The sequence below is a fragment of the Flagellimonas lutimaris genome, from assembly GCF_051494225.1.
Taxonomy (GTDB): Bacteria; Bacteroidota; Bacteroidia; order Flavobacteriales; family Flavobacteriaceae; genus Flagellimonas; species Flagellimonas lutimaris_A.
Genome location: NZ_JBNPYE010000001.1, coordinates 393,252 through 418,276 on the forward strand (window position 1 = coordinate 393,252; position 25,025 = coordinate 418,276).

Genomic DNA, 25,025 nt, shown 5'->3' on the forward strand with positions numbered 1-25,025 from the left:
GGCTGAGTTTTATGTTTAACACCAATCAAAGTTCGCGAATATCGCTGGTACTTTGCTGTAATCGCATTAATCTTTGCTTGGAGATGCCAATATTGATTCGACTTTTTAGAGATTCTTCCTGACGATTTTCCATTAAATCGGTACGTTTCATGTAACTGATTTTATCATCATTAAAAGATTCATCCTTTTGATAAAATAGTATTACCATTAAAATCAATGAAAAGCAACTATTTCGTACTATATTGGTTGTATTGTTTTCAATCATTTGAGTAATTATTCACCATCTCCACGACCATCAGGATCTAAATCTTCGCCATCCGTAGCATTCTGATCTACTTGTAGTTGTTGGAACATAGCTTCGGTTTCCTGTACATCGGTTTCGGTTTCACAAGAGTAAAAACCAACTGTTAATAATGCCAATGCTAAAATGCTAAGTACTTTTTTCATCATGTTTGTTTTTAGGAATAAATATTAGGTATGTGCCGCTAAAGTATGTGGCATTTTAAGTGGGCGGGGTACTTTTGGGAAGGGTGTAGTATTTTACTGGAATCTGTTAGAATTCTAAGGGAATCTGCAAGAATTCTATTAATTAAGTGCTTTTGAAGCCGTTTTGGAGAGCATTTCCTTTAATCCGTCTACTTTGTCCTTATAGGTCTTGGAAAATGGAAGCTCTTCTGCCTCCGCATGTTTAAGGCTGCAAATGGATTTACCATAATTAATACGGGACACATACCTACTGTTAAGGATGTAGCTTTGGTGCACTCGGATAAAATCTTTGGGGAGCTTTTCCTCGAAAGACTTTAAAGTTTTAAAAGCGCTTATTACGCTACCGTCCTTCATAAAGAAATCGGTGGTATTGTTGTCCGATTTTAGGTAAAGGATATTATCGGTGTCCAAATACCGGTAATCTTTATAGGATTTTAAACAAATAGTGGAGGAGGTATCGTTTTGTGGGTGCAACTTTCTTAAACGCAGCAAAGTTTTTCTGATATCAAACTCATTGTGAGGTAGGATCCAATAATCAAAAAAACCACTTTTAATGGCATTGTACGCATATTTTTTGGACTTGGCATATCCTATTATTATAGGAAGGTTTTGCATGTACTGGCTCAATTCCGTAACCATTTGGAAGTAATCCATACCATCTTCCCCCAAATTGATAAGTACCAGATCTGGATTGTATTTTAAAATGGAATTGAGCCCGGCCGAAGCATTGGTATCCGCTCCTGCACAAACCAAATCGTCGTATTCCTCCAAATAAAGCTGTAACTGAAGCTTTGAGGAGGCATCCGAGTCGATAATGTTATAGCTGTATTCCATGTGCAAATTGCTGATTGCAAGTTACTAACGCACGCAAAAAACTCATTGCAGTTTTCCCTTAAAAAAACTATGGGTTTCTCCCTAAAACGGGTTATTTTCCTACAATTTTCCATAAAAAATCGTTAAAACAGAAATAACTATAACAAATTGGAAGATTTTCTATGTCTATTCCGTGTCCGATTTAGTTGCTTACAATGAAACTATTTTCAGTGGAATCGAATCAAGGGAAATATAAAATGTTGATAGGGGATGTTTTTGCGTTTTGATGGTTAGACAAATAGGTTCAGTTTGTGTTTGGTTCACTACTATATTACAATTTGTTGAACGGTCATCAAAATTTTGAATACGGGTATTTCAAAAAATGGCCTAAAATTCGATGAAATACATTATTTTGTTATTGAAAATGAGATGAATAGCCAATAAAACGCCGATTTTTATGAAATAATCAAAACCTTGATAAGGGTTGTTTATAGAAAAAGAGCTTGTATTTCTGCGGGTACTCTTTTAGGGCGGAAGGTTATAGCATCCAATAAGCACCATTCGGTAACGGATTTGACCAAAAGCTCGTCGGTCTCTTTGTTTTTGATTTCTACCACCCGGGTAGAAATAGGTCCTTTATTACTTTTTATATAGGTGTTTATTAGGATGGTATTTCCCAATACGGCTGATTTGTGGTAAGTAATATTATGGTTCCGAACTACCCAAATCATAGATTTTTTAATGTTTTCGGAGGTAACATGTGTCCAATGCTTTTTAGATATATCCTGAATCCATTCTACATATCTAATATTATTTACATGATTTAGGTCATCCAAATCATCCGGGACGACATCAAAAACTTCCGAGTAGGTTTTCATTAGTCCTTTTTTAGGATTTTCACTTCAAAGAGTTTGTCCCAGTTTTTACCGGTAACAAAAAAGGTTTCTCTTTCTGGATGATAGGCCACTCCATTAAGCACGGAATTGCTTTCGTCCCATTCAGGACCTTTGTTTATCTTGCTTTTTAATCCCCCAAAGTTGATGACCCCCTCAATTGCCCCGGAAGTTGCATCAATGATCATCATACTTTCTTTTTGGTATACGTTGGCATAGATTTTTCCCTCCACATATTCCAATTCGTTCGCATTATTAAAGATGGATTTGTTCGTTGCGATTTCAATATGACCTTGTTCTTCCAAGGTCTCTGGATTTAGGAACCATATTTTTTCGGTACCATCACTCTTGAATATTTTTTTACCATCATTGCAGAGCCCCCAGCCTTCTCGGCTTTCACCATAGGTAAAGTTTTTTATCTTTTCCATATTGGAAATATCGTAAACATACCCCATATCGCTTTGCCAGGTGAGTTGGTAAAGTTTACCATTCATAATAGTGATACCTTCACCGAACACAGAATCGTCCATGTCAATTTGTTGAAGGACCTCGCCGGTCTCAAAATTCACCTTTCGTACTGTTGAAGCGCCTCGCTTTCCAGTGCTCTCATAAAGTGTCCCACCGTGGAACTCCAATCCCTGGGTGTAAGCGCCTGTATCATGTGGATAGCTATTGATAATCTCATAGGTGTACACTTCTGGCGAAGAAGGGGCCAAAACACGTATTTTTTTCTCAACTTCCACAGTTTGCTCTTCAATATTGAACTTGGCCACCAAGGTTTTGTTTCCCAACGTGGGCACATCCATGGTAATTTTTCCATTTTCTACGGGCAATTCCTTTCCATCCAAATAATAATGAAGATCCGAAATCCCAATGTCTTTTTTGTTTTTTAACGCCACACCCACTTGTTGATTTTGTTGTATGGCTTTGTTTTCCAATTGAATGGAAAAATGCTTGGCCGGGTCGGCACTTCCCCCGCAGCCCAAAAAAAAGAGCAAAGCCCCGGTTATAGAAAAAAGTTTGCCCATTGTTCTTATTGCTTGTATCATAAATTGTTAATCCTAAAACACCGAAATTAAGAATGAATTGGGATTGTCACAAATTTAAAAGGTCGTATATTTGCAGTCGGCAAGTCCTACACGACCAGCTCCTGCAGAATCCCCCAGGGCGGGAACGCAGCAAGGGTATGTGGTCGTAGCGGTGCGATGTAGGTAGCTTGCCTTTTTTTGTACCCAAAAATCAGATGATCATGGATAAAAAAATTGTACTGATCACCGGTGGTTCTTCAGGTATTGGTAAATCCATCGGAACGTATTTGACCACAAAGGGATTTACCGTCTACGGTACTGCACGAAACCCACAAAACTATCCCGATTTCGACAACTTTGAACTTGTTCCATTGGATGTTAAGGATGTTGATAGCATTCAAAATGCTGTATCCCAAGTAATTGCTCACGAAGGAAGATTGGATGTGTTGATCAATAATGCTGGAGTTGGGATTACCGGGCCTATTGAGGAAACCCCTCACGAGGAAATCCTCCATGTGTTCGATACCAATTTCCATGGCCCCATACATGTAATGAAGGCGGTTTTGCCCCAAATGCGGAAGCAGGGCGGTGGAGCCATAATCAATATTACCTCCATTGCAGGGTATATGGGATTGCCATACCGTGGTTTTTATTCTGCCACCAAAGGTGCTCTGGGCCTCATTACGGAGGCCTTGCGTATGGAAACCAAAGATTTTGGTGTAACTATAACCAATGTTGCCCCTGGTGATTTTGCCACCAATATAGCTTCAGGTAGATATCACTCCCCAGTAATTGAAGGTTCGGCTTACGAGGAAAAGTATTCACAGACCCTTAAAGCCATTAATGACGATGTGGACAGTGGGGGAGACCCTATTCAAGTGGCCGAGGCAGTACATAAAATTATCAATCAAAAAAATCCCAAAGTACACAACCCGGTAGGGGCATTTTTGCAAAAATTTTCCCTCAGGTTGAAGAAAATATTACCAGACAAAGTCTACGAAAAATTACTGCTCAACCATTATAAGTTGTAATTTTACACTTCTTACAAACCAATTATAAATACTTAGAAATGAAGTTTTTTATTGATACTGCCAATCTTGACCAAATTAAGGAAGCCCAGGAATTGGGCGTGTTGGATGGTGTTACCACCAACCCTTCCCTTATGGCCAAAGAAGGTATTACAGGAAAGGATAATATTTTAAAGCACTACGTGGATATTTGCAATATTGTTGACGGTGATGTTTCTGCCGAAGTTGTAGCCACCGATTTTGCCGGAATGATAAAAGAAGGAGAGGAATTGGCCGAGCTGCATGAGCAAATTGTAGTGAAGGTCCCCATGATCAAGGATGGTGTAAAAGCATTAAAATATTTCTCAGATAACGGTATCCGTACCAACTGTACTTTGGTGTTTTCGCCAGGTCAGGCACTTTTGGCAGCCAAAGCAGGAGCCACTTATGTTTCCCCTTTCTTGGGAAGATTGGACGATATTTCCACAGATGGTCTTAACCTTATCTCAGAAATCCGCTTGATTTATGATAACTACGGATTTGAAACAGAAATATTGGCTGCATCAATCCGTCACACCATGCACGTGATTGATTGTGCTAAGCTCGGTGCCGATGTGATGACTGGACCTTTGTCATCTATTGAAGGACTTTTAAAGCACCCATTAACGGATATTGGTCTTGCCAAATTCTTGGAAGATTACAAAAAAGGAAATTCTTAAAGAAAGAATAGATATAATTTTGGAAAGGCCCTGAATGTAAATTCGGGGCTTTTTTTATAGAGAAGTGTAAAGATTGGCAAAACCATCAACTACAATAGTGTCTTTTGCGATAACACACTTGTTGAGTCCATCAATAATCATGGCCATTTGTAGCTCTTTAAAGTTTTCTCCGAAAAACTGCTTGTTCTTGTCCAATTTGTACTCATCCATGAGTTGCTTCCATTGCGTGAAATTGGTCCTCAAATTGATGCCCACAAAGTTGTAGTGCGGATATTTTTCTTCTAGAGAGGTAATGTGTTTGTTAACGTTGATGAAATGTCTCTTCTGATCAGCAGTCCAAAAATAGAACACGGTACTTTTTTTGTTGTTGGCCAGATCTTTTAAAGAAACCTCTTCATCATCAAAATTCTTAACCGAAATATTGGGAACCGTGGTATTTGGTTGTAGGTTTTTTATGCCGCTATATAAAAGGTCGATCTCCTCTTGGTGCTCCTTGTTGGTGGAGAGCGATTTAAACTTATCGATAAAAACGGAGGCCTCTTCACTTGGGTTATGTTCCCTTAGTAAATAATCCATGGCTATGTTTCTAAAAAGTATGTCCCTAAGCTCTGTTTGTTTCACTATGCTGTCTACAAGAGCGAGTTTGTGCTTGTTAAAATGCAATCGGTCAGTTACCGGTTTCTTATCGTTGGCGCAATTTTCCAAACAGGCCATATAAGACATGTTCCCAAAGTGCCACTTCATAAAATCGAAGTATGGCCTAAAGTAGGTTAGATCTTTATTATCAAGGTCTATGTTTTTACGATAGCCATAAAAATCATCTCCAAGTTTATGAATAGTTTCCTCGCCTGTTTGCTTCTTGTGGTAAAACGGATATTTTTCTTTATTGATGTAGGTGTTGTAATCTATGGATGCTTCCGCCATGGCCAATGCTCTAGGTGTAAAAACAATATCCATAGCAAGCTCTTTAAGATTTTCAACTTTTAGAGCGTGTAAAGAATCTATTTTCTTGCTAAAATCTTCTGGGGGAAGTTCGTAAAAGTCATCAATAATGACCTCTTCCTTTTCATTCTCCAAGAAAACCTCCATTAAAAAGTTATTGATTTCACTTCCTTTTCCCGAATAAACCAAAGATTCATCAAATTCAACCGTATTCAGGCGCACCAGAAGGCTGTCTCCTTGGCTCAAGTATACATATTGTAGTTCAGGAGTGTGGTCAAAGTGATAAAGGCCATCCGGAATAGCATCAAGTTGAAAAGAAAAACGATTTTTATTATCGAGCTTTACGGAGTCCACATAGGAATCATTGTGATAGAGCACCACATAATCGCTAGTCGGATTTACAATTTCACCACCAAAAAATACAGAAGAACCCTTGTTCGAAGAATCAGAACACGATACAAGAGATGATAATAAGGTGAGGCCGAGTAAAAATCTTACCATATAAAGGGAACGATTCATTTGTCTACCAAAAATAAGCAACCCCTAAAGCTAAACTTGTTAAGGTGTAGTTAAATGTTGTTAAACCGTGTTTTTCCATCGTTTAAATATGCACTATTAAATTAGAATTACGAATCGTATTTAACTATTTTTGCAAAAAAAATAAAGATAGTTGCATGTTATCAGTATCGAATTTATCCGTACAGTTTGGCAAAAGAGTTTTGTTCGATGAGGTTAATGTAACCTTTGCTCAAGGGAATTGTTACGGCATCATTGGCGCTAATGGAGCGGGAAAATCCACGTTTTTAAAAATATTATCTGGACAGATTGATGCTACTTCGGGCCATGTGCATTTGGAACCAGGCAAACGAATGTCCATTTTGGAACAGAACCACAATGCTTACGATGAGTATCCTGTTTTGGAAACCGTGGTTATGGGGAACAAGCCTTTGTTTGAAATAAAAAAGGAGATTGATGCCCTGTATGCTGATTATACTGATGAAAATGCAGAAAAAATAGGGGAGTTACAGGTGAAGTTCGAAGAAATGAACGGTTGGAATGCAGATAGTGATGCTGCAGCGATGTTATCCAATCTTGGGATTACAGAAGACCTTCACTATACCCATATGGCCGATTTGGACTCCAAACTAAAGGTTCGGGTACTTTTGGCACAAGCCTTGTTCGGTAGTCCCGATGTGTTGATCATGGATGAGCCTACCAACGATTTGGATTATGACACCATAAACTGGTTGGAAAATTTCTTGGCCAACTACGATAATACGGTAATCGTGGTTTCTCACGACAGACACTTCTTGGATGCCGTTTGTACCAGTATTGCAGATATCGACTTTGGAAAAATCAACTTGTTCTCAGGAAACTATACGTTCTGGTACGAGAGTAGCCAATTGGCTGCCCGACAAAGAGCCCAGCAGAACAAAAAGGCAGAAGAAAAGGCCAAGGAACTCAATGAATTCATACAGCGTTTTAGCGCGAACGTTGCGAAAAGTAAACAGGCCACTTCCCGTAAAAAGATGTTGGACAAATTAAAAATCGAGGATATAAAACCTTCAAGTAGAAGATATCCGGCGATTATTTTTGACCGTGAGCGCGAAGCAGGGGATCAAATTTTGAATGTCGAAAAACTATCTGCAACTTCAGAAGATGGTGATTTGCTGTTCAAAGATGTGAACATCAACTTGGCCAAAGGTGATAAAGTAGCCATCCTTTCGAAAGACTCCAGAGCTACAACAGCTTTTTACGATATTATTGCCGATAAAGTTAAACCCGATAGTGGCAAGTTTCAATGGGGAGTAACCACCACACAATCTTATTTGCCCGCGGATAATTCGGAATTTTTTAAAGATGACATTAATCTAGTGGATTGGTTACGCCAATGGGCCAAAACTGAAGAGGAAAGAGAAGAGGTTTACATCAGAGGTTTCTTGGGAAAAATGCTTTTTAGCGGTGAAGAGGCTCTTAAAAAATGTACCGTGCTTTCTGGAGGAGAAAAAGTACGTTGTATGCTCAGTCGTATGATGATGCTCAGAGCCAATGTTTTAATGTTGGATGAACCTACCAACCACTTGGATTTGGAAAGTATCACGGCTTTCAACAATTCATTGAAAAACTTTAAGGGCACCATTCTACTAACTACCCACGATCATGAATTTGTAAATACGGTAGCTAATCGAATCATTGAGCTAACGCCGAACGGTGCCATTGACCGCTATTTGAGCTTTGACGATTATATGTCCGATAAGTCCATTAAGGAGCAGCGCGAAAAAATGTACGCCGTTACCGCTTAAGCGTTAAAGTATTTGCTTTTCCAGATGGCTGGATTAAAGTTTTTGCCCAATGCAAATCCATAGAAAATAACAATGGATGCTAAGCATTTGAACATAAAAAAGTAGATGATCCAAAACTCCGCAGTAGAGCTTTTTTTGGAGAACAAGCCTTCGGGAACCATAAGTGTTACAAAGTAACTGATCAGGAGAACCACGAAAACCAAGTTAGCCACATTTTTAAAAGGCCATGCAAGGAGTTTTCGTAAGGGGTGAAGGTCGTTGCCCCATTTATGGATCAAGTAGTAGTAATCGTTTCCGATAGGGGCAAAGAGCAAGGGGTCATCCTTATCCTCCAATTTGAATAGCTTGGAGGGTGCCATTACTTTAAATCCCTTGAGTTCTGTTTTGTGGGCAGCTTCCAAATGTTTGATTTTGGAAATGGCCTCTTGGGGAATTTCACCCTTAAAAAAAGAACTGTTCAAGAAGCGCAACCGGTAATCGATACAAATCTCTTTTATTTGATCAATATGAAAGATATTATCGGTTTCGAGCAGCTCAAAATTGAAATCATTGCCCGAAAAGCTCTTTTTTGAACCCAATTGATCGGCAATTCTCTCTTCTTTTAAGGAATCTTCATTTAATATTTGTTGGACTTCAGCTAGAATATGTTCACTATTAGACTTCTTTTTTTTAATTTTTTGAAGCTTGAGTTCAATGTTTGTTCCTTTTAAAATCATGTTGCATTCTTAGTAAACCACTCAAATTTAAGGATTTGAATTCTTGATTATGACATTTGTCATAAAAACCAGATGTTAAGATTATGTTAAATGAAAATTGGCCCCATAAAAAATGGAGACATGTCTACAAAAAAGATGTATCTTATCGACGTTTTTGGCAGTTAATCGTATAATTATACTTTAAAGAAAAGTCCCAAAAGTTGACCATAGCATAATGAGAACCCCCATAACTAAAATCCTACTTGGCCTTTGTTTGGTCTTTTCCGTTTACTTAACTGCTCAAAACTCGTCTAACTCTTTATCGTATAATTCAGGTAAATTAGATAATCATAGTATATTGTTGAATGCTGTAAATGCTACAGAACTTGGTGCTTTGCTCGAGAAATCGGGTCCTTTCACCATTTTTGCTCCGTCTGATGCGGCTTTTGAAAAGTTTTCAAACAATAAAATTACTGAGTTGCTCAACGCCAAGGACAAAAGTGCGTTGAAATCCTTATTGACTTACCATATTGTTGCTGGTCAATTAACTGCCTCTCGAATATTGCGAGCCATGTCCAGGGGCAATGGAACAGCAAGCTTTACAACGGTCCAGGGTAAGAAATTAAATGCCCATTTGGATGGTTCCGATATTGTACTTACCGACCCTGTGGGTAATACGGCAAGAATCACAACCGCCGACCTGAACTTAAAAAATAATGGTGTGATTCACGAAATTGATAGTGTTATTTTGCCCACTCAAATGTGATTAGCGAAGTTCCGCTCCCAATTCCTTCTGATATTGAGCCAATAATTTGCCCATTATCTTATCGATTTGCTTATCAGTCAACGTTTTCTTTTCGTCCATTAAAGTAAAGCTTACCGCATAGGATTTTTTACCTTCAGGAAGGTTTTTACCCGTATAGACATCAAACAAGTTTACCTTTTTAAGTAGTTTTTTCTCTGTTTTCCATGCAATGTCATACACTTTTTGGAAAGAAATAGAATCATCTAGCAACAAAGCAAAATCCCTTGTTACCTCTGGGAATTTTGGAATTTCTTGGAATACCATATTCTTAGTGTTAATGGACTCCAAAATAGCATCCCAGTCCAAATCGGCATAAAAAACTTCCTGTTTAATATCAAAGCGCTTTAGGGAACTTTTGCCAACCAATCCCAAAGAAGCCAATTCCTTATTGTCTTTAACATAGGAAATCCCTTCGGCATAATCGATATCCGATGTTAGAGGTTTTGTATCTATACCTTGAACACCCAAGCGTTCGAAAACATTGGCTACAATTCCTTTTAAGTAAAAGAAATCAGATTTTCTTGAGGCTACGGCCCAACTACTCTGGGTGCGTTCCCCGGAAATGAAAATCGCTAAATGTTGTTTTTCTTTGTGTTTGCCATCAATCTTGTGGTACGTTTTCCCAAACTCAAACAGTTTAAGGTCCGTTTTTTGTCTGTTGTGGTTATAGCTTACGGTCTGTAGACCAGAATGCAACATGGAGGTCCTTAAAACGGACAAATCCGAACTCAATGGATTCAGCATCTGTACAGCACTTTCATCATCCAAGGTAATATCGGAGGAGACCAAACTGTTGGTCATAATCTCAAAAAAGCCTTTTGCAGCAAGTGTATCCCCAATCACATCCTGAATTCTGTGGTTTTCAAACCGTGATGATTTGGCAATCGATGCGTTTAATTTTTCTTTGAAATCAATATTATTATACCCGTATACCCTTAAAATTTCTTCAATAACATCAACTTCGCGGGTTACATCTACCCTATAGGTGGGAATAGTAAGCCCAAGACCTGATTCCGTTACATTGTTGATGCGGATTTCCAGAGAGGAAAGAATGGATTTAATAGTATCCTGGGGAATTTCCTGTCCAATTAAGGAGTTTATTTTGTTGAAAGTTAGGAATACTTGTCTATCCTGTGGTTTCTTAGGAAATAGGTCAACAATTTCAGAAGTAATATAACCACCTGCGATTTCCCGGAGCAAAAGTGCTGCCCTTTTAAGGGCATATTTCGTCATATTGATGTCGATACCACGCTCAAACCTAAAAGAAGCGTCGGTATTCAACCCATGTCTTTTGGCTGTTTTTCTAATAGAAACTGGGTCAAAGTAGGCACTTTCTAAAAAAATAGAAGTTGTGTGTTCTGTAACACCGGAATGTATACCTCCAAAAACCCCTGCTATACACATGGGACCATCCGCATCACAGATCATAAGGTCATCTTCATGTAGCTCTCGCTCCACCTCATCCAAGGTTGTGAATTTAGTACCTGCTGGCAAGGTTTTAACTTCAACCTTGCTTCCTTTTATTTTGGTTGCATCAAAAGCGTGCAAAGGTTGACCTAATTCGTGGAGCACGTAGTTGGTAACATCCACTACATTATTTATTGGAGTTAATCCAATGGCCTTCAGTCTGTTTTTTAACCAATCTGGAGAATCTTGTACTACAAGGTTACTGATGGTAACGCCACAATATCTTGGCGCAAGTTCACTTTCTAGAACCTCCACGTCAACTTTCAACGAGCGATTGTCGATGGAAAAATTGCTAACGGAAGGAGTTACAAACTCCTTTTGGATTTCTTGTTGTTCCAAACCAGCTTTTAGGTCACGTGCCACACCAAAATGGCTCATGGCATCAGCACGGTTAGGGGTAAGACCTATTTCAAAGACCTCATCATTTTCTATTTCGAATACTTTGGAACAGGGTGTCCCAGGCACCAATTCTTCATTCAATACCATAATTCCGTCGTGGCTTTCGCCAACGCCAATTTCATCCTCGGCACAAATCATACCTTGACTGGCCTCTCCACGGATTTTCCCCTTCTTTATTACCCAGGCTTCCCCTTCTTTGGTATAAAGAGTGGTTCCAATAGTGGCTACAGGTACTTTTTGTCCTGCCGCTACATTAGGCGCCCCACATACAATTTGAAGTGGTACTTCCTGTCCAACATCAACAGTGGTTAATTTAAGCCTATCGGCATTTGGATGTTTTTCACAAGTGAGCACATGGCCCACAACAATACCTTTTAAACCGCCCTTAACTGATTCAAATTGTGATATACCCTCAACTTCCAGACCTAAATCTGTTAAAAGCTCGCCTGTTTTTTGAGCGTCCCAATCAATTTGCACAAATTGCTTCAACCAGTTGTAAGAAATCTTCATACCCCATTTTTAGAGGGGACAAATATATAACAATAGGGGAACAGATTCAACGATAATAATGACCTTAGAGCGTAAGTGATGTTTTGTTTTAAATTGTATTTACTTATTTTAGGAAAAATCTTTCACTAAATGAATAAGATAGGGATAGTTATAGTGGGGCTTATTGTGGTATTGACCTCTTGTAAAAAAGAAGAAAAAATTGAATTGGCAACCGGTGATTGGCTGGCCAAAATCGAAGTTTCCGAATCACAACAGTTGCCTTTTGAGTTTACACTTTCCCAAAATGAAGAGGGAGGGTACGAGATGAAGGTGTTTAATGCGGAAGAAGTTGTCACTATAGACGAGTTTACTTTTAAAGGGGATTCCATAAATATTCGAATGCCCATTTTTGAAGGCCATATATCGGGCACCTATACATCAAGCGAAATAAACGGGGAATTTATTGAAGAGGGCAAAGAAAGGAGGGTTCCTTTTAGGGCGGCTCACGGAATCAGTGAACGTTTTAAGGTAAAACAGGATGCCGCTGTGAATATTTCAGGTATTTGGGAAACTTACTTCAATGTTAATACGGAAGATGAATATCCGGCAAAGGGTATTTTTATGCAAAGTGGAAATAAAGTTAAAGGCACATTTAGGACCAAAACTGGAGATTACCGCTATCTCGATGGTGTGGTAACTGGTGATAGTTTAAAACTTTCTGCATTTGATGGCTCTCATGTATTCTTGTTTTTGGCACAAGTTACAGATAGCACATTGAATGGTAAATTTTATTCCGGTCAACATTCCGTACAGGAATTTTTGGGTGCTAGGAACGAGGCATTTAAACTTCCAGACTCCAATGAACTTACTTATTTGAGGGAGGGATACGATAAGTTTAATTTTTCTTTTCCAAATACAGAGGGCAAAATGGTTGATTTGCAAGATCCAATGTTTAAGGATAAAGCTGTACTTGTACAGATTATGGGGACATGGTGTACAAATTGTTTGGATGAAACTCGATTTTATGTAGATTTCATGAAGAACAACCCAGATGTGGATTTAGCGTTAGTGGGCTTGGCCTTCGAATATGCCAAAACAGAGGAGAAGGCTTTCGAAGGAATAAATAGACTTAAGGAACGTGAGGAAGTGCCTTACCCCATATTATTGGCACAATATGGAACCTCCAACAAACAAAAGGCCAATGAAAAGTTGCCGATGCTCAATCATATACTTTCTTATCCAACTACTATTTATATTGATAAAAAAGGGGAGGTACACAAAATACATACAGGCTTTAATGGTCCTGCAACCGGAGATAAATTTGTTGAATTCAAAGAAGAGTTCAGTAAAACTATCGAAGAGTTGACATCGGAAAAATCTGAAAGTAGTAGCTGATTTTAGATAATGGTTGATTTGCCCAAATCTATATTCTCATCGTTCATAAGAGAATCATCTTCAATATCTACAATGTTATGGGCAATAAAGTCGCCAACTTGATTGGTGCCGTATTGACTGTTTTCTTTTAAATCAGGGGTAACAATTCCTTTTTTCAAGGATTTGTCCACTGCCTTTTTTACGGCCCAGGCCTCTTCGACCAATCCAAAATGCTCCAGCAGCATCGCTGCTGAAAGAATGGACGCAATAGGGTTGGCAATATCTTTGCCCTTAGCTTGTGGATACGAACCGTGGATAGGCTCAAAGAGGGCGTTTTCCTCTCCAATGGAGGCCGAAGCCAACAATCCAATGGAACCACCAATAACACTACCTTCATCCGAAATAATATCACCAAACATATTTTCCGTCAAAATAACATCAAACTGTTTAGGGTTGAGGATGATTTGCATGGCAGCATTGTCCACAAATAAAAAGTCCAAAGCTACTTCGGGATAACTTTCACCTATTTTAGTGACGACCTTGCGCCAGAGTCTGGAAGATTCCAATACATTGGCCTTATCTACCAAAGTGAGCTTCTTTTTTCGACCTTTAGCCGCTTTGAATGCCAAATGGGCAATGCGGCTTATTTCATTTTCAGAGTATTCGCAGAGGTCGGAAGCTACGGTACCTTCTGGATTTAATTTTTTCTCCCCGAAATAAATTCCTCCGGTCAGTTCGCGGTAGATTACAAAATCGGTTCCGTTGATCACCTTCTTTTTCAAAGGAGATTTATCCAATAAAGTTGGATGGGATAAAACAGGTCTAATGTTCGCAAATAACCCAAGTTCTTTTCGCAACTGAAGCAATCCTTGTTCAGGTCGTACCTTTGCATCTGGGTCATTGTCGTATTTTGGGTCGCCAATGGCTCCAAAAAGCACGGCATCGGATTCTTTGCATAACTTTAAAGTGGCATCGGGTAGGGGAGCTCCGGTTTTGTCCATGGCGATAGCACCCACGGGAGCTTCTTTAAAGATAAAATGCTGATTAAAGGTTTCTTCAACTGCCTTTAAACATTTTACTGCCTGGGCCAACACTTCAGGTCCGACTCCATCTCCAGGAAGCAATGCTATTTTTAATGCCATACGTTTTTTTGATTTAAGCCAAGCTTTTCATACCGATATTGCTGGTTTCAACAATCTCGTGGATGTCCTCATCCAAAATTTCTTTTTTAACATCAGCATACTTCAAGAAGTTTTGGTAAACCGCATCCAATTGAATCTTTGTAAGCTCATAGCCTACGTTTTTCGCGCGGTATGCCAATGCTGCACGTCCACTTCTAGCTGTTAAAACAATGGAAGATTCACTTACCCCAACATCTTTAGGGTCAATGATCTCGTAGGTTTCTCTTTGTTTGATTACCCCATCCTGGTGAATTCCTGAACTGTGTGCGAATGCATTGGATCCCACAATAGCTTTGTTGGGCTGCACAGGCATGCCCATTTTTTGTGAAACCATTGTACTGGTGTCCCAAAGCAGTTTGCTATTTATGTCGGTATCCAAGTTTAAATATGGATGTTGTCTCAGAATCATCACTACCTCTTCCAAGGAAGTGTTTCCGGCTCTTTCGCCAATACCGTTAATGGTACACTCAATTTGTCTGGCTCCGTTGACTACTCCGGCAATGGAGTTGGCTGTGGCCAAACCTAAATCGTTGTGACAGTGACAAGAAAGAATAGCTTTATCTATCCCTTTGACATTTTCTCTCAGGTACTTCATTTTTGCACCGTATTCTTCTGGTAGACAATAACCCGTTGTATCCGGAATGTTGAGCACGGTTGCCCCGGCCTTTATGACTGCTTCGCAAATCCTTGCCAAATACTCGTTATCTGTTCTTCCGGCATCCTCAGCATAGAACTCAACATCTTCAACGAAAGTTTTGGCATATGTTACAGCTTCAACGGCACGCTCGATAATTTTATCTTGGGTAGAGTTGAATTTATATTTAATATGGGATTCTGAAGTTCCGATTCCGGTATGTATTCTTGGCCTTTTGGCATCCTTGATGGCTTCTGCTGCAACTTCGATATCCTTTTTAACTGCTCTGGTCAACCCACAAACTCTTGCATTTTTGACCAACTTGGCAATTTCGTTTACCGATTTGAAATCACCTGGGCTAGATATGGGAAACCCTGCCTCGATTACATCAACTCCCAGTTCATCCAATCGTTCGGCAATGATTAATTTTTGTTCGGTATCCAGTTTACAACCAGGCACCTGTTCTCCATCTCTTAGTGTTGTGTCAAAAATTTCTACCTTATCTTTACCCATTATATCAACCTGTTTTTTTCTATGACTTACGAAAATAGGGAAGGCAGGCTGAAGACGAAAAGCAGCTAAGAGTATGTTACAATGCTTAATTGCTTTTAGTGAAGTTTAAATAACTGAAAAACAATAGTTTAAACAATATTTTTTACGATGACAAATGCCCATAAGGATGCTTTGTTTGTACTGGTAAAATCGCTTTCCAAATCAGAAAAACGTCAATTTAAGCTCTATGTTGGTCGATTGGGTGTCAACACGGATGCTAAATTTTTGGCTCTTTTTAATCTCTTGGATAAGATGCGGAAGTACGATGAACGGCAGATTTTAGATAGCGGCATTGTCAAAAAATCACAACTTTCCAATTTAAAAGCGCATTTGTATAAGCAGATTTTAGTGAGTTTACGTTTGAACCCGGTGAACCAAAATGTTCGAATTCAGATACGGGAACAACTGGATTTTGCTACCATTCTATATCAAAAAGGATTGTACAAGCAAAGCTTAAAGATATTGGAGAAGGCAAAAAGTTTCGCCATTGAAAATGAGGAGAAAAATGTTGCCTACGAAATTGTAGAGTTGGAAAAGGTTATTGAAACCCAATATATTACTCGAAGTATTCCGGACAGAGCGGATGAACTTTCCATTGAAGCAAAAGAGCTTTCCGCTCAAAATGTAATGACCAGCAAGCTGTCCAATCTCTCGCTTCAACTTTATGGAATGATGTTGAAAGTAGGCTATGTGAGAAGTGATGAGGACCTTCAAAAAGTAAAAAGTTACTTTGATGAGCATATGCCCAAGTACGACATTGATAAACTTGGGTTTCGGGAAAAACTTTGGCTTTATAAGGCACATTTATGGTACAGTCTTTTAATTCAAGACTTTTTGTCAGCCTACAAATACGCCAGTAAATGGGTGGACCTATTTTATGAAAACAAGCATATGATTCCCTTAAACCCTGTGTTTTTTCTAAAAGGGAACCATTACTTATTGGAGTCACTGTTCTTTGTGAAGTATGCATCTCAGTTTAGGGAGACTTTGGAGCGACTGGAGCATCAGGTGCAGGATCCAAAATTCCCCAAAAACGACAATATTAGTTCACTGGCCTTTTTATACATCAACACCAATAAATTGAATCTTCACTTTTTGGAAGGGACTTTTGATAAAGGGATATACTTGGTGAACATTATTGAATACGGCATCAAAAAACATAGACAGCAAATAGATGAGCATCACATTATGTTGCTCTATTATAAAATTGCGTGTTTATACTTTGGTAATGGAGACAATAAAAACTGTATTGCCTACCTCAAAAGGATAATTTCAAATAAGAAGTTAAAGATGCGGGAGGACTTAATGTGCTTTGCTCGAGTGCTAAGCCTGGTGGCGCATTATGAAGCAGGAATGGATTATCATTTAGAAGTGCAGCTTAAGAGTACCTATAAATTCTTGTTGAAAATGAACGACTTACATGAGGTTCAAAAAGAGATGATCAAATTCTTGAGAAATCTTGGTGATATTTACCCAACGGATTTAAAAGGGGAATTCCAGAAGTTGTACAACGAGTTGAAGAAATACGAAAATCACCCATACGAGAAGAGAGCATTTTTATATTTGGACATCCTTTCGTGGCTAGAAAGTCATTTACAGAACAAGCCGGTAGGACAAATAATTAGAGAAAAAGCTTTGGCGCTTACTCGCTAATACAAGCATTCCAAACAGGGTCTTCGGGTGGAGGAGCCAAAAACGTAATAGGTTCCTTTTTTACGGGGTGCATAATAGTCAAACTTCTAGCGTGAAGGTGGATGCCACCATCTTTATTGCTGCGGTCGGCTCCATATTTTAGATCCCCTTTTATGGTACAGCCGATAGCGGCCAATTGCGCCCTAATTTGATGGTGTCTGCCCGTTTTTAAATCAATTTCCAACAGGTAATAGTTATCCAGCTTTCTGAGAATTTTATAATCCATTTCAGCTTTTTTACTATTTGGGACTTCCTTGTTGTGTGCGTACGATTTGTTTTGTTTTGGGTTTCGCACTAGCCAATGGATCAAGGTGCCACTTTCTTGGGGAGGTGGATTTTTAACAACGGCCCAATACAATTTTCTGGTTTCTCCATGTGCGAACATTTTATTGAGACGGGGGAGGGCCTTGGATGTTTTTGCAAAAAGCACAATGCCCGAAGTTGGGCGGTCCAATCGGTGCACCACGCCCATATAAACGTTACCGGGCTTATTGTATTTCTCCTTCAAATATTGCTTTACGACCTCGCTCAAAGGATCGTCCCCGGTTTTATCGCCCTGAACGATATCACCAATTCGCTTATTAATTACAATTAGGTGGTTGTCTTCAAAGAGCACTTGAAGGTTGCTGGAGGTGGAATGTTGACTCATTGGACTTCATACTTTTTATTTCTCAAAGAGAAAACAAGTACCATCAAAACACCAATGGTAACAGAAACATCGGCCATATTGAAAATTCCGGTTTTCAAAAAGCCTAGTCGAATGTGGAAGAAATCTGTGACGGAGCCATATAAAATTCGGTCAATTAAATTACCAATTCCTCCCCCAATTACAAAGGCAAAGGAAATTATGAGCCATTTATTTAAGTTATTTTTAGTCAAAATTCTTACGGCAAGAACTAGAAGAACAATTAAAGGAAATCCTTTTAATAAAATTGTTTTGATCAAAGGAGGAAAGTTTTGTCCAAAACCTAGTGCTGCCCCTGTGTTTTCAACATTTGTTAAAATGAGGTTATCGCTAATCAATTGGATATACTCACCTTGAGTAACATTTTTTCTAACTATTTTTTTCGAAACTTGGTCACAGCTGATATTACTGAATATCAAAAGGAGTATAAATATTTTCGAAAAGTGCTTTTTCATGCTCATCTCAACTGTTGATTTTCCGCGGTGCATTTTTATAAGCATAAACCATGTTCTCGATACTTTTTCATTCTGAAAAAACTCGAACTGACGGTTTTTTTACGGGTTAAAGGTTATAATTTAATACGATTCGTCTTCGCTCGGAAAATCCTGACTTTTCACATCCTCCACATATTGTGATATGGCATTGCTCATTTCATCATAAAGGTTGAGATATCTTCTCAAAAACCTAGGGTTGAATTCATGGGTCATACCCAACATATCATGAACTACCAAAACTTGGCCATCAACATTTCCACCTGCGCCGATACCAATAACAGGTATGGAGACACTTTCGGCTACCTCTTTAGCAAGTTTTGCAGGAATTTTTTCCAAAACAATGGCAAAGCAACCTAGCTCTTCCAATAATTTGGCATCGGATTTTAGTTTTTCGGCCTCTTCTTCTTCTTTGGCACGAACGGTGTAGGTCCCAAATTTATAAATGGATTGTGGCGTAAGTCCTAAATGACCCATTACAGGAATCCCTGCTTCCAAAATTCGGCTGATGGAAATTCTAATCTCCTCCCCACCTTCAACTTTTACGGCGTGTGCACCACTTTCTTTCATGATTCGAATAGCCGAACGCAAAGCTTCCTTGGAATCCCCTTGGTAGCTTCCAAAAGGAATGTCCACCACCACCAAGGCCCTTTTAGCGGCCCTAACCACCGAGGTGGCATGATAGATCATTTGGTCTAGGGTAATGGGCAATGTAGTTTCATGACCGGCCATCACGTTACTGGCGGAATCGCCGACCAAAATGGCATCTACATTGGCGCCATCCACAATTTTGGCCATGGAATAATCGTAGGAGGTGAGCATGCTGATTTTCTCCCCACGCTTTTTCATATCCACCAACGATTTTACAGTTACCCTTTTATATTCTTTTTTAGCTGTAGACATCGTAATTTTATTTGAAGGCTAAAAGTAAGCAGATTTGTTTAATTTAGACTCCAATCAAAAACTAATAAAATGAGAAAACTGTTAAGTTGTATAGTACTGTTTGCTTTGGGTACTTTAGGATATGCTCAAGGCCCAAATCCTTCAAACGAAGAAGTCGAAAATCAAGTTAAGCAGGTTATAGAAACTTTTTTTGATGGATTTCATAAGCAAGATTCAACTATTATCAAAAACACCGTTGCCGACCAGATTGTACTGCAAACGACTGGGAGAAACCCAGAAGGTAAGACACTTTTTAAAACGGAAGAATTTTCAGAATTTTTAAAATCCATTGTCGGTATTCCGGAAACGACAAAGTTTGAGGAAAAACTCACCTCATTTTCTATTCAGGTGGATAGAACCATGGCCAATGCGTGGGTGGGTTATGAGTTTTGGTTGAACGGTGAGTTTAGTCATTGTGGCATTAATTCGTTCCAGCTTATCAATTTTGATGGCGAATGGAAAATCATCTACCTAATTGACACCAGAGGCAAGGAGGGATGTTTACAATAGGTCTTGGACATCGTTTAAATAATAACAATATTCATACTGCTGCATTCCAATTTTGGGATAGTATGGGATGGCTTCAGGTGCGGCAAGGAGTATAAGTTTTGCCATAGGGGCTTCCAATTTGGTTCTTCGAATCAGTTCTTTCCCGATTCCCTTTTTCTGATACTTTTCATCAACAGCTATATCGGAAAGATATGTGCAGAATGCGAAATCGGTTAAAGAGCGTGCAACACCTATTAATTTATTATTATGTCTTGCGGTGATGATCAAGTTCCCAAACTCGATCATTTTTGAGAGCCTTTCAAGTTCATGTATTGGCCTTCTTTTGCCCAAAGTTGAGTTTATAAGTACTTCTTTAAACTCTTCAACACTGATATTTTCTTCTTTTTTGTATTCTATCATGGTACAATGGTAATCTTTCAATAAAATAGAAGGAATTGAGCCTGTCAATAACTCTGAATTTAGCAGTCGCTTAAAAATACACCTACGGCCAGTCCACCCTCGGAAGTTTCTTTGTATTTGGAGCTCATATCCTTTGCGGTTTCCCACATGGTATTTACCACTTTATCCAAAGGTACTTTTGCATCATTTGGGTTGGTGTCCAATGCCAGTTCGGCCGCGTTGATGGCTTTTATGGCACCCATAGCGTTACGTTCAATACAGGGTACTTGTACCAATCCTCCAATAGGGTCACAGGTGAGGCCAAGGTGATGCTCCATCGCAATTTCGGCTGCAATCAATACTTGTTCGGGAGAGCCTCCCATTAGTTCTGTTAAACCCGCAGCGGCCATGGCCGAGGAAACTCCGATTTCTGCTTGGCAACCACCCATAGCTGCAGAAATGGTGGCTCCTTTTTTAAAGATGCTTCCCACTTCGCTGGCCACCAATAAAAACTGTTTTACGTCGTCAAAATTGGCATCGTGGTTTTCAATCACCATATAGTACATCAAAACAGCAGGAATAACTCCGGCGCTTCCGTTGGTGGGAGCGGTTACAACTCGTCCCAAAGAGGCGTTCACCTCGTTGACGCTGAGCGCAAAACAACTCACCCATTTAATTATCTGGCGGAATTTGACTTCTGTGTCGCGGATACTTTCCAACCATTCCTGTGGATTGGAGTAGGGGACGTTACCTTTTAATTTTTGATGCATTTCGTATGCACGTCGTTTCACATTTAGGCCTCCTGGCAGTTTGCCTTCGGTGTGGCATCCAACATAGATGCTTTCTAGCATTGTATCCCAGATACGGGCAATACCTTCATCAATTTCCAATGCAGTTCTAAGGGAAAGTTCGTTCTCCATTACAATTTTGGAGATGGATTTGTTTTGGGCGTTGCAATGTTCAAGGAGTTCGTTACCCGTTTTTACGGGATGGGGGAAAGTTTTAAAGGTCTCTTTGTTTTCCTTGGCATGTGTGAGTTCTTCTTTAACCACAAATCCACCACCAATAGAGTAATAAGTTTCGGTAATGGACTCGCCATTGGTCAGTTCTGCTTCAAACTGAATCCCATTGGCGTGAAATGGTAAAAACTCTTTCTTGAATATAATATCATTCACAAAACTGAAGGAAACTTCTCTTTTTCCACCAAAATTCAGCTTATTTTCGGTTTTAATCCTGTCAACACTTCCTGAAATGCTGTCAATGTCCACGGTTTCCGGGTCGGTCCCCAACAAACCCATCACCACGGCAATATCTGTTGCGTGTCCCTTTCCCGTAAGGCTGAGTGAACCATATAGGTATGCTTTAATATGCTTCACTTGGTTAAAAACCTCTTGCTCTTCAAGCTCGGCTATCCAACGTTCGGCGGCTCGCCAAGGCCCAAGTGTATGGGAGCTGGAAGGTCCCACACCGATCTTAAGCATATCAAACACACTAATGCATTCCATAAAATCAATTTACAGTGTCAAATATAGTAAGCTAAACGAGATTAAAATGAGAATATTTAAATATCGAAGCTCCTTTTTAAAAAATCATTATGACACTTGTAATTATGCGGGGATTTTATGGGGTTTTGACAATTATCTGACACCTTGTCATATTCTTGCTCGTGGCATAATCATTGACATTTTACTGAACGAAACGAAAACGAATTTTTAAACAGATATAACTTTAGATACGATGAGCAAGATTATAGGTATAGACTTAGGTACGACCAACTCCTGCGTCTCTGTAATGGAAGGTAACGAGCCGGTGGTAATTCCAAATGCCGAAGGTAAACGTACTACTCCATCGATGATTGCATTTGTTGAAGGTGGGGAGATTAAGGTCGGTGACCCTGCAAAAAGACAAGCCGTGACCAACCCTCACAAAACGATTTATTCCATTAAACGATTTATGGGTAACAAATACTCTGAATCCAGTAAGGAAGCAAATAGAGTTCCTTATAAAGTGGTAAAAGGGGACAACGATACCCCACGTGTAGATGTGGACGGTCGTTTGTACACACCACAAGAATTGTCTGCTATGATTCTTCAAAAAATGAAGAAGACCGCTGAGGATTACTTGGGACAAGATGTAACCAGAGCGGTAATTACCGTTCCGGCATATTTTAACGATTCACAAAGACAGGCCACTAAAGAGGCAGGTGAAATTGCAGGACTTACTGTGGAACGAATCATTAACGAGCCAACTGCCGCTTCTTTGGCATATGGTCTTGATAAAAAAGACACCGAGCAAAAAATTGTGGTATTTGACTTTGGTGGAGGTACGCACGATGTTTCCATTCTTGAATTGGGAGATGGTGTTTTTGAAGTTTTGGCCACGGATGGTGATACCCACTTGGGGGGTGACGATGTTGACCAAAAAATTATTGATTGGTTGGCCGAAGAGTTCAAGAAGGATGAAGATATGGACCTTCGTGAGGACCCAATGGCGCTTCAACGTTTGAGAGAAGCCGCTGAAAAGGCTAAAATTGAGTTATCATCTTCTGCACAGACAGAGATCAACTTGCCTTACGTTACAGCAACAGCTTCAGGACCAAAACACTTGGTAAGAACATTGTCCAGATCCAAGTTTGAGCAATTGATCGCTGATTTGGTAAAAAGAACAATCGCTCCTTGTGAGACTGCATTGAAATCTGCAGGACTTTCAAAAAGCGATATTGATGAGATTATTTTGGTAGGTGGTTCTACCCGTATCCCTGCGGTACAGGAAGCTGTGGAGAAATTCTTCGGCAAAAAACCATCTAAAGGTGTAAACCCAGATGAGGTTGTGGCCGTAGGTGCAGCTATCCAAGGTGGTGTATTAACGGGAGATGTAAAAGACGTACTCTTGTTGGACGTTACCCCACTTTCATTGGGTATCGAAACTATGGGAAGCGTGTTCACTAAATTAATTGAAGCGAACACTACCATTCCGACCAAGAAATCACAGGTATTCTCTACTGCAGCGGATAATCAACCTTCTGTTGAAATCCATGTGTTGCAAGGGGAAAGACCTATGGCAGCGGATAACAAAACTATCGGCAGATTCCACTTGGATGGTATTCCACCAGCACCAAGAGGTACACCTCAAATTGAAGTGACCTTTGATATTGATGCCAACGGAATCATCAAAGTTTCTGCCACTGACAAGGCCACTGGCAAGTCGCAAGACATTCGAATTGAGGCTTCTTCTGGATTGACCGAGGAAGAGATCAAAAAGATGAAAGCAGAGGCAGAAGCTAATGCCGATGCCGATAAGAAAGCTAAGGAAACAGCTGATAAGTTGAACGAGGCCGATGCTATGATCTTCCAAACGGAAAAACAATTGAGCGAGTTTGGCGATAAATTGTCCGATGACAAGAAAAAGCCAATCGAAGATGCTTTGGAAGAATTGAAAAAGGCTTACGAAGGTAAAGACCTGGCAGTTATTACACCTGCTTTGGATAAAATCAACGAAGCTTGGAAAGTAGCTTCCGAAGAGATGTACAAAGCCCAAGCGGAAGCACAGGGCGGTGGAGCAGGAGCTGCAGGTGCAGAGGATACAGCTGACGGAAGTGCCTCTGAAGGAGATAACGTAGAAGATGTTGACTTCGAAGAAGTGAAATAAACTTAATTCGGTTATATAAATAGAAAAACCCTGACGATTTCGTCAGGGTTTTTTGTTTAGAAGAAGTTTCCGGTTTACGCCGCGTTCAATTGTTGCATTTCCATTTCCTTGAGTTTTCGCAAAGCTTCCGATTTTGAGTTTACGTTGAGTTTTACATAAATGTTTTGTATGTGAAAATTCACTGCACTTGGGGTAACAAAAAGCTTGTCAGCAATCATTTTATAGGTGAAGCCCTGGGTAAGAAGTTCAATGATCTCATTTTCCTTTTTCGAAAACACATCAAACGACTTAGTTTGGAACGAATCAATGATTTTTTTTGCCACATCCAGTTCCAAAGCAATACCATGTTGGTTAAGTGCATCCAAAGCACTGAACAATCTTTCCTTGGTAATAGGTTTAATAAGATAGCCGCTCGCCCCCTTTTTAAAAGCTTCTTTGATGAGTTTGAAGTCATTTTTATGGCTCATCATCAGTACTTTAAGGTCTTTGTTCTTACGGTAAAAGTACTCTAGACCGTCAATGCCCGAAATTCCATTGAGCATGGCCTCGCAGATAATAATATCTGGATGGGAACGACCAAAATCGGATAAGAGCCTATGGACGGAGCTATAAACTCCATGTAGTTCGTACTGCTCATTTTCCTGAAAGTATTGCTTGTAAATGCCGCCGATAGCATCATCATTATCGATGATGGCAATTTTTAAAGTATTTGTTTTCATGATAAGAAAGATTAGGGGGATTAATACTGTTACATATTTTATTTCGTAGGTTAAGTTTTGGGCATAATTGCCCTCTTCCACAATTTTGAAGTTGGGATAAGCCAATGAAAATGAATTGAATTGCCAGGTGGGACAACCACAATAATAGCTCCATTTCCGGTTTGCTTCAAAAT

24 protein-coding genes and 1 other RNA gene are annotated in these 25,025 nt (G+C 39.6%); 9 read left to right on the forward strand and 16 right to left on the reverse strand.

From position 1 onward, the window contains the following. Positions 1–25: 25 nt before the first annotated feature. The 5 genes from ACQQ5U_RS01740 to ACQQ5U_RS01760 form a co-directional block, all read right to left on the reverse strand. Entirely contained in the window at positions 26–151 is a 126-nt protein-coding gene (locus tag ACQQ5U_RS01740) for a hypothetical protein (RefSeq protein ID WP_437395219.1), read from the reverse strand. Positions 152–273: 122 nt separating this feature from the next. Then, positions 274–450 (reverse strand): hypothetical protein, encoded by a 177-nt coding sequence (locus tag ACQQ5U_RS01745; RefSeq protein WP_437395220.1) that lies wholly within the window; start codon positions 448–450, stop codon positions 274–276. Positions 451–585: 135 nt separating this feature from the next. Next, positions 586–1,320, reverse strand: coding sequence for a LytR/AlgR family response regulator transcription factor (locus ACQQ5U_RS01750; protein ID WP_437395221.1), 735 nt, complete (start codon positions 1,318–1,320; stop codon positions 586–588). 467 nt (positions 1,321–1,787) lie between these two features. After that, a complete protein-coding gene (locus tag ACQQ5U_RS01755; RefSeq protein WP_437395222.1) occupies positions 1,788–2,177 on the reverse strand; it encodes an acyl-CoA thioesterase in 390 nt (129 codons plus the stop codon). Next, the gene (locus ACQQ5U_RS01760) at positions 2,177–3,220 is read right to left on the reverse strand and encodes a glutaminyl-peptide cyclotransferase (protein WP_437395223.1); all 1,044 of its coding nucleotides are present in this window, start codon (positions 3,218–3,220) and stop codon (positions 2,177–2,179) included. The genes ACQQ5U_RS01755 and ACQQ5U_RS01760 overlap by 1 nt, the downstream gene beginning before the upstream one ends. Before the next feature lie 98 nt (positions 3,221–3,318). On the opposite strand from ACQQ5U_RS01760, the gene ffs reads away from it, so the two are divergent. The 3 genes from ffs to fsa all read left to right on the forward strand — a co-directional run bounded on the left by ffs (position 3,319) and on the right by fsa (position 4,946). Continuing rightward, an RNA gene (ffs, locus tag ACQQ5U_RS01765) (signal recognition particle sRNA small type) lies at positions 3,319–3,417 on the forward strand. 24 nt (positions 3,418–3,441) lie between these two features. Beyond that, complete coding sequence (locus ACQQ5U_RS01770) at positions 3,442–4,251, forward strand: SDR family oxidoreductase (protein WP_437395224.1); 810 nt, start codon at positions 3,442–3,444, stop codon at positions 4,249–4,251. 38 nt (positions 4,252–4,289) lie between these two features. Then, a complete protein-coding gene (gene fsa / locus ACQQ5U_RS01775; RefSeq protein ID WP_437395225.1) occupies positions 4,290–4,946 on the forward strand; it encodes a fructose-6-phosphate aldolase in 657 nt (218 codons plus the stop codon). A gap of 54 nt (positions 4,947–5,000) precedes the next feature. Here the strand turns inward: fsa and ACQQ5U_RS01780 are convergent, their stop codons facing one another. Further along, on the reverse strand, positions 5,001–6,389 hold the full coding sequence (locus tag ACQQ5U_RS01780; RefSeq protein ID WP_437395226.1) for a TlpA family protein disulfide reductase: 1,389 nt from the start codon (positions 6,387–6,389) through the stop codon (positions 5,001–5,003). A gap of 173 nt (positions 6,390–6,562) precedes the next feature. Between ACQQ5U_RS01780 and ACQQ5U_RS01785 the strand changes: the two genes are divergently transcribed. Continuing rightward, a complete protein-coding gene (locus tag ACQQ5U_RS01785) occupies positions 6,563–8,191 on the forward strand; it encodes an ABC-F family ATP-binding cassette domain-containing protein (RefSeq protein ID WP_437395227.1) in 1,629 nt (542 codons plus the stop codon). Here ACQQ5U_RS01785 and ACQQ5U_RS01790 read toward each other — a convergent pair. After that, positions 8,188–8,907 (reverse strand): hypothetical protein, encoded by a 720-nt coding sequence (locus ACQQ5U_RS01790; protein ID WP_437395228.1) that lies wholly within the window; start codon positions 8,905–8,907, stop codon positions 8,188–8,190. The genes ACQQ5U_RS01785 and ACQQ5U_RS01790 overlap by 4 nt on opposite strands. A 214-nt stretch (positions 8,908–9,121) precedes the next feature. Here ACQQ5U_RS01790 and ACQQ5U_RS01795 point away from each other — a divergent pair, with 214 nt between their 5' ends. Next, entirely contained in the window at positions 9,122–9,652 is a 531-nt protein-coding gene (locus ACQQ5U_RS01795; RefSeq protein ID WP_437395229.1) for a fasciclin domain-containing protein, read from the forward strand. Here ACQQ5U_RS01795 and pheT read toward each other — a convergent pair whose 3' ends face one another. Then, the gene (gene pheT, locus ACQQ5U_RS01800) at positions 9,653–12,067 is read right to left on the reverse strand and encodes a phenylalanine--tRNA ligase subunit beta (protein ID WP_437395230.1); all 2,415 of its coding nucleotides are present in this window, start codon (positions 12,065–12,067) and stop codon (positions 9,653–9,655) included. A 129-nt stretch (positions 12,068–12,196) separates the two neighbouring features. Here pheT and ACQQ5U_RS01805 point away from each other — a divergent pair, with 129 nt between their 5' ends. Next, positions 12,197–13,441 carry a peroxiredoxin family protein gene (locus tag ACQQ5U_RS01805; protein ID WP_437395231.1) on the forward strand — a complete coding sequence of 415 codons (1,245 nt, stop codon included), beginning with the start codon at positions 12,197–12,199 and terminating at the stop codon, positions 13,439–13,441. Positions 13,442–13,443: 2 nt separating this feature from the next. On the opposite strand, the gene leuB is transcribed toward ACQQ5U_RS01805, so the two are convergent. Both leuB and ACQQ5U_RS01815 read right to left on the reverse strand, forming a co-directional pair. Continuing rightward, the gene (leuB, locus tag ACQQ5U_RS01810) at positions 13,444–14,562 is read right to left on the reverse strand and encodes a 3-isopropylmalate dehydrogenase (protein ID WP_437395232.1); all 1,119 of its coding nucleotides are present in this window, start codon (positions 14,560–14,562) and stop codon (positions 13,444–13,446) included. A gap of 13 nt (positions 14,563–14,575) precedes the next feature. Further along, positions 14,576–15,748: a 2-isopropylmalate synthase gene (locus tag ACQQ5U_RS01815; RefSeq protein WP_437395233.1), complete on the reverse strand. Its 1,173-nt coding sequence runs from the start codon at positions 15,746–15,748 to the stop codon at positions 14,576–14,578. Between the two features lie 147 nt (positions 15,749–15,895). Here ACQQ5U_RS01815 and ACQQ5U_RS01820 point away from each other — a divergent pair, with 147 nt between their 5' ends. Continuing rightward, on the forward strand, positions 15,896–17,440 hold the full coding sequence (locus ACQQ5U_RS01820; protein ID WP_437395234.1) for a hypothetical protein: 1,545 nt from the start codon (positions 15,896–15,898) through the stop codon (positions 17,438–17,440). Here ACQQ5U_RS01820 and ACQQ5U_RS01825 read toward each other — a convergent pair. The 3 genes from ACQQ5U_RS01825 to panB all read right to left on the reverse strand — a co-directional run bounded on the left by ACQQ5U_RS01825 (position 17,430) and on the right by panB (position 19,558). After that, entirely contained in the window at positions 17,430–18,128 is a 699-nt protein-coding gene (locus tag ACQQ5U_RS01825; protein ID WP_437395235.1) for an RluA family pseudouridine synthase, read from the reverse strand. The genes ACQQ5U_RS01820 and ACQQ5U_RS01825 overlap by 11 nt on opposite strands. Further along, entirely contained in the window at positions 18,125–18,619 is a 495-nt protein-coding gene (gene lspA, locus ACQQ5U_RS01830; RefSeq protein WP_437395236.1) for a signal peptidase II, read from the reverse strand. The genes ACQQ5U_RS01825 and lspA overlap by 4 nt, the downstream gene beginning before the upstream one ends. A gap of 120 nt (positions 18,620–18,739) precedes the next feature. After that, entirely contained in the window at positions 18,740–19,558 is an 819-nt protein-coding gene (gene panB, locus ACQQ5U_RS01835; RefSeq protein ID WP_437395237.1) for a 3-methyl-2-oxobutanoate hydroxymethyltransferase, read from the reverse strand. A 69-nt stretch (positions 19,559–19,627) separates the two neighbouring features. On the opposite strand from panB, the gene ACQQ5U_RS01840 reads away from it, so the two are divergent. Further along, entirely contained in the window at positions 19,628–20,107 is a 480-nt protein-coding gene (locus tag ACQQ5U_RS01840; RefSeq protein ID WP_437395238.1) for a nuclear transport factor 2 family protein, read from the forward strand. Here the strand turns inward: ACQQ5U_RS01840 and ACQQ5U_RS01845 are convergent. Then, positions 20,099–20,506, reverse strand: a complete 408-nt coding sequence (locus ACQQ5U_RS01845; protein ID WP_437395239.1) for a GNAT family N-acetyltransferase — start codon at positions 20,504–20,506, stop codon at positions 20,099–20,101. The two genes, ACQQ5U_RS01840 and ACQQ5U_RS01845, sit on opposite strands and share 9 nt — an antisense overlap. Before the next feature lie 59 nt (positions 20,507–20,565). Further along, positions 20,566–21,990: an L-serine ammonia-lyase gene (locus ACQQ5U_RS01850; protein WP_437395240.1), complete on the reverse strand. Its 1,425-nt coding sequence runs from the start codon at positions 21,988–21,990 to the stop codon at positions 20,566–20,568. Positions 21,991–22,222: 232 nt separating this feature from the next. Between ACQQ5U_RS01850 and dnaK the strand changes: the two genes are divergently transcribed. Continuing rightward, positions 22,223–24,133, forward strand: coding sequence for a molecular chaperone DnaK (gene dnaK, locus ACQQ5U_RS01855; protein ID WP_437395241.1), 1,911 nt, complete (start codon positions 22,223–22,225; stop codon positions 24,131–24,133). Between the two features lie 74 nt (positions 24,134–24,207). Here the strand turns inward: dnaK and ACQQ5U_RS01860 are convergent, their stop codons facing one another. Beyond that, on the reverse strand, positions 24,208–24,852 hold the full coding sequence (locus ACQQ5U_RS01860) for a response regulator (RefSeq protein WP_437395242.1): 645 nt from the start codon (positions 24,850–24,852) through the stop codon (positions 24,208–24,210). Between the last annotated feature and the right edge of the window lie 173 nt (positions 24,853–25,025).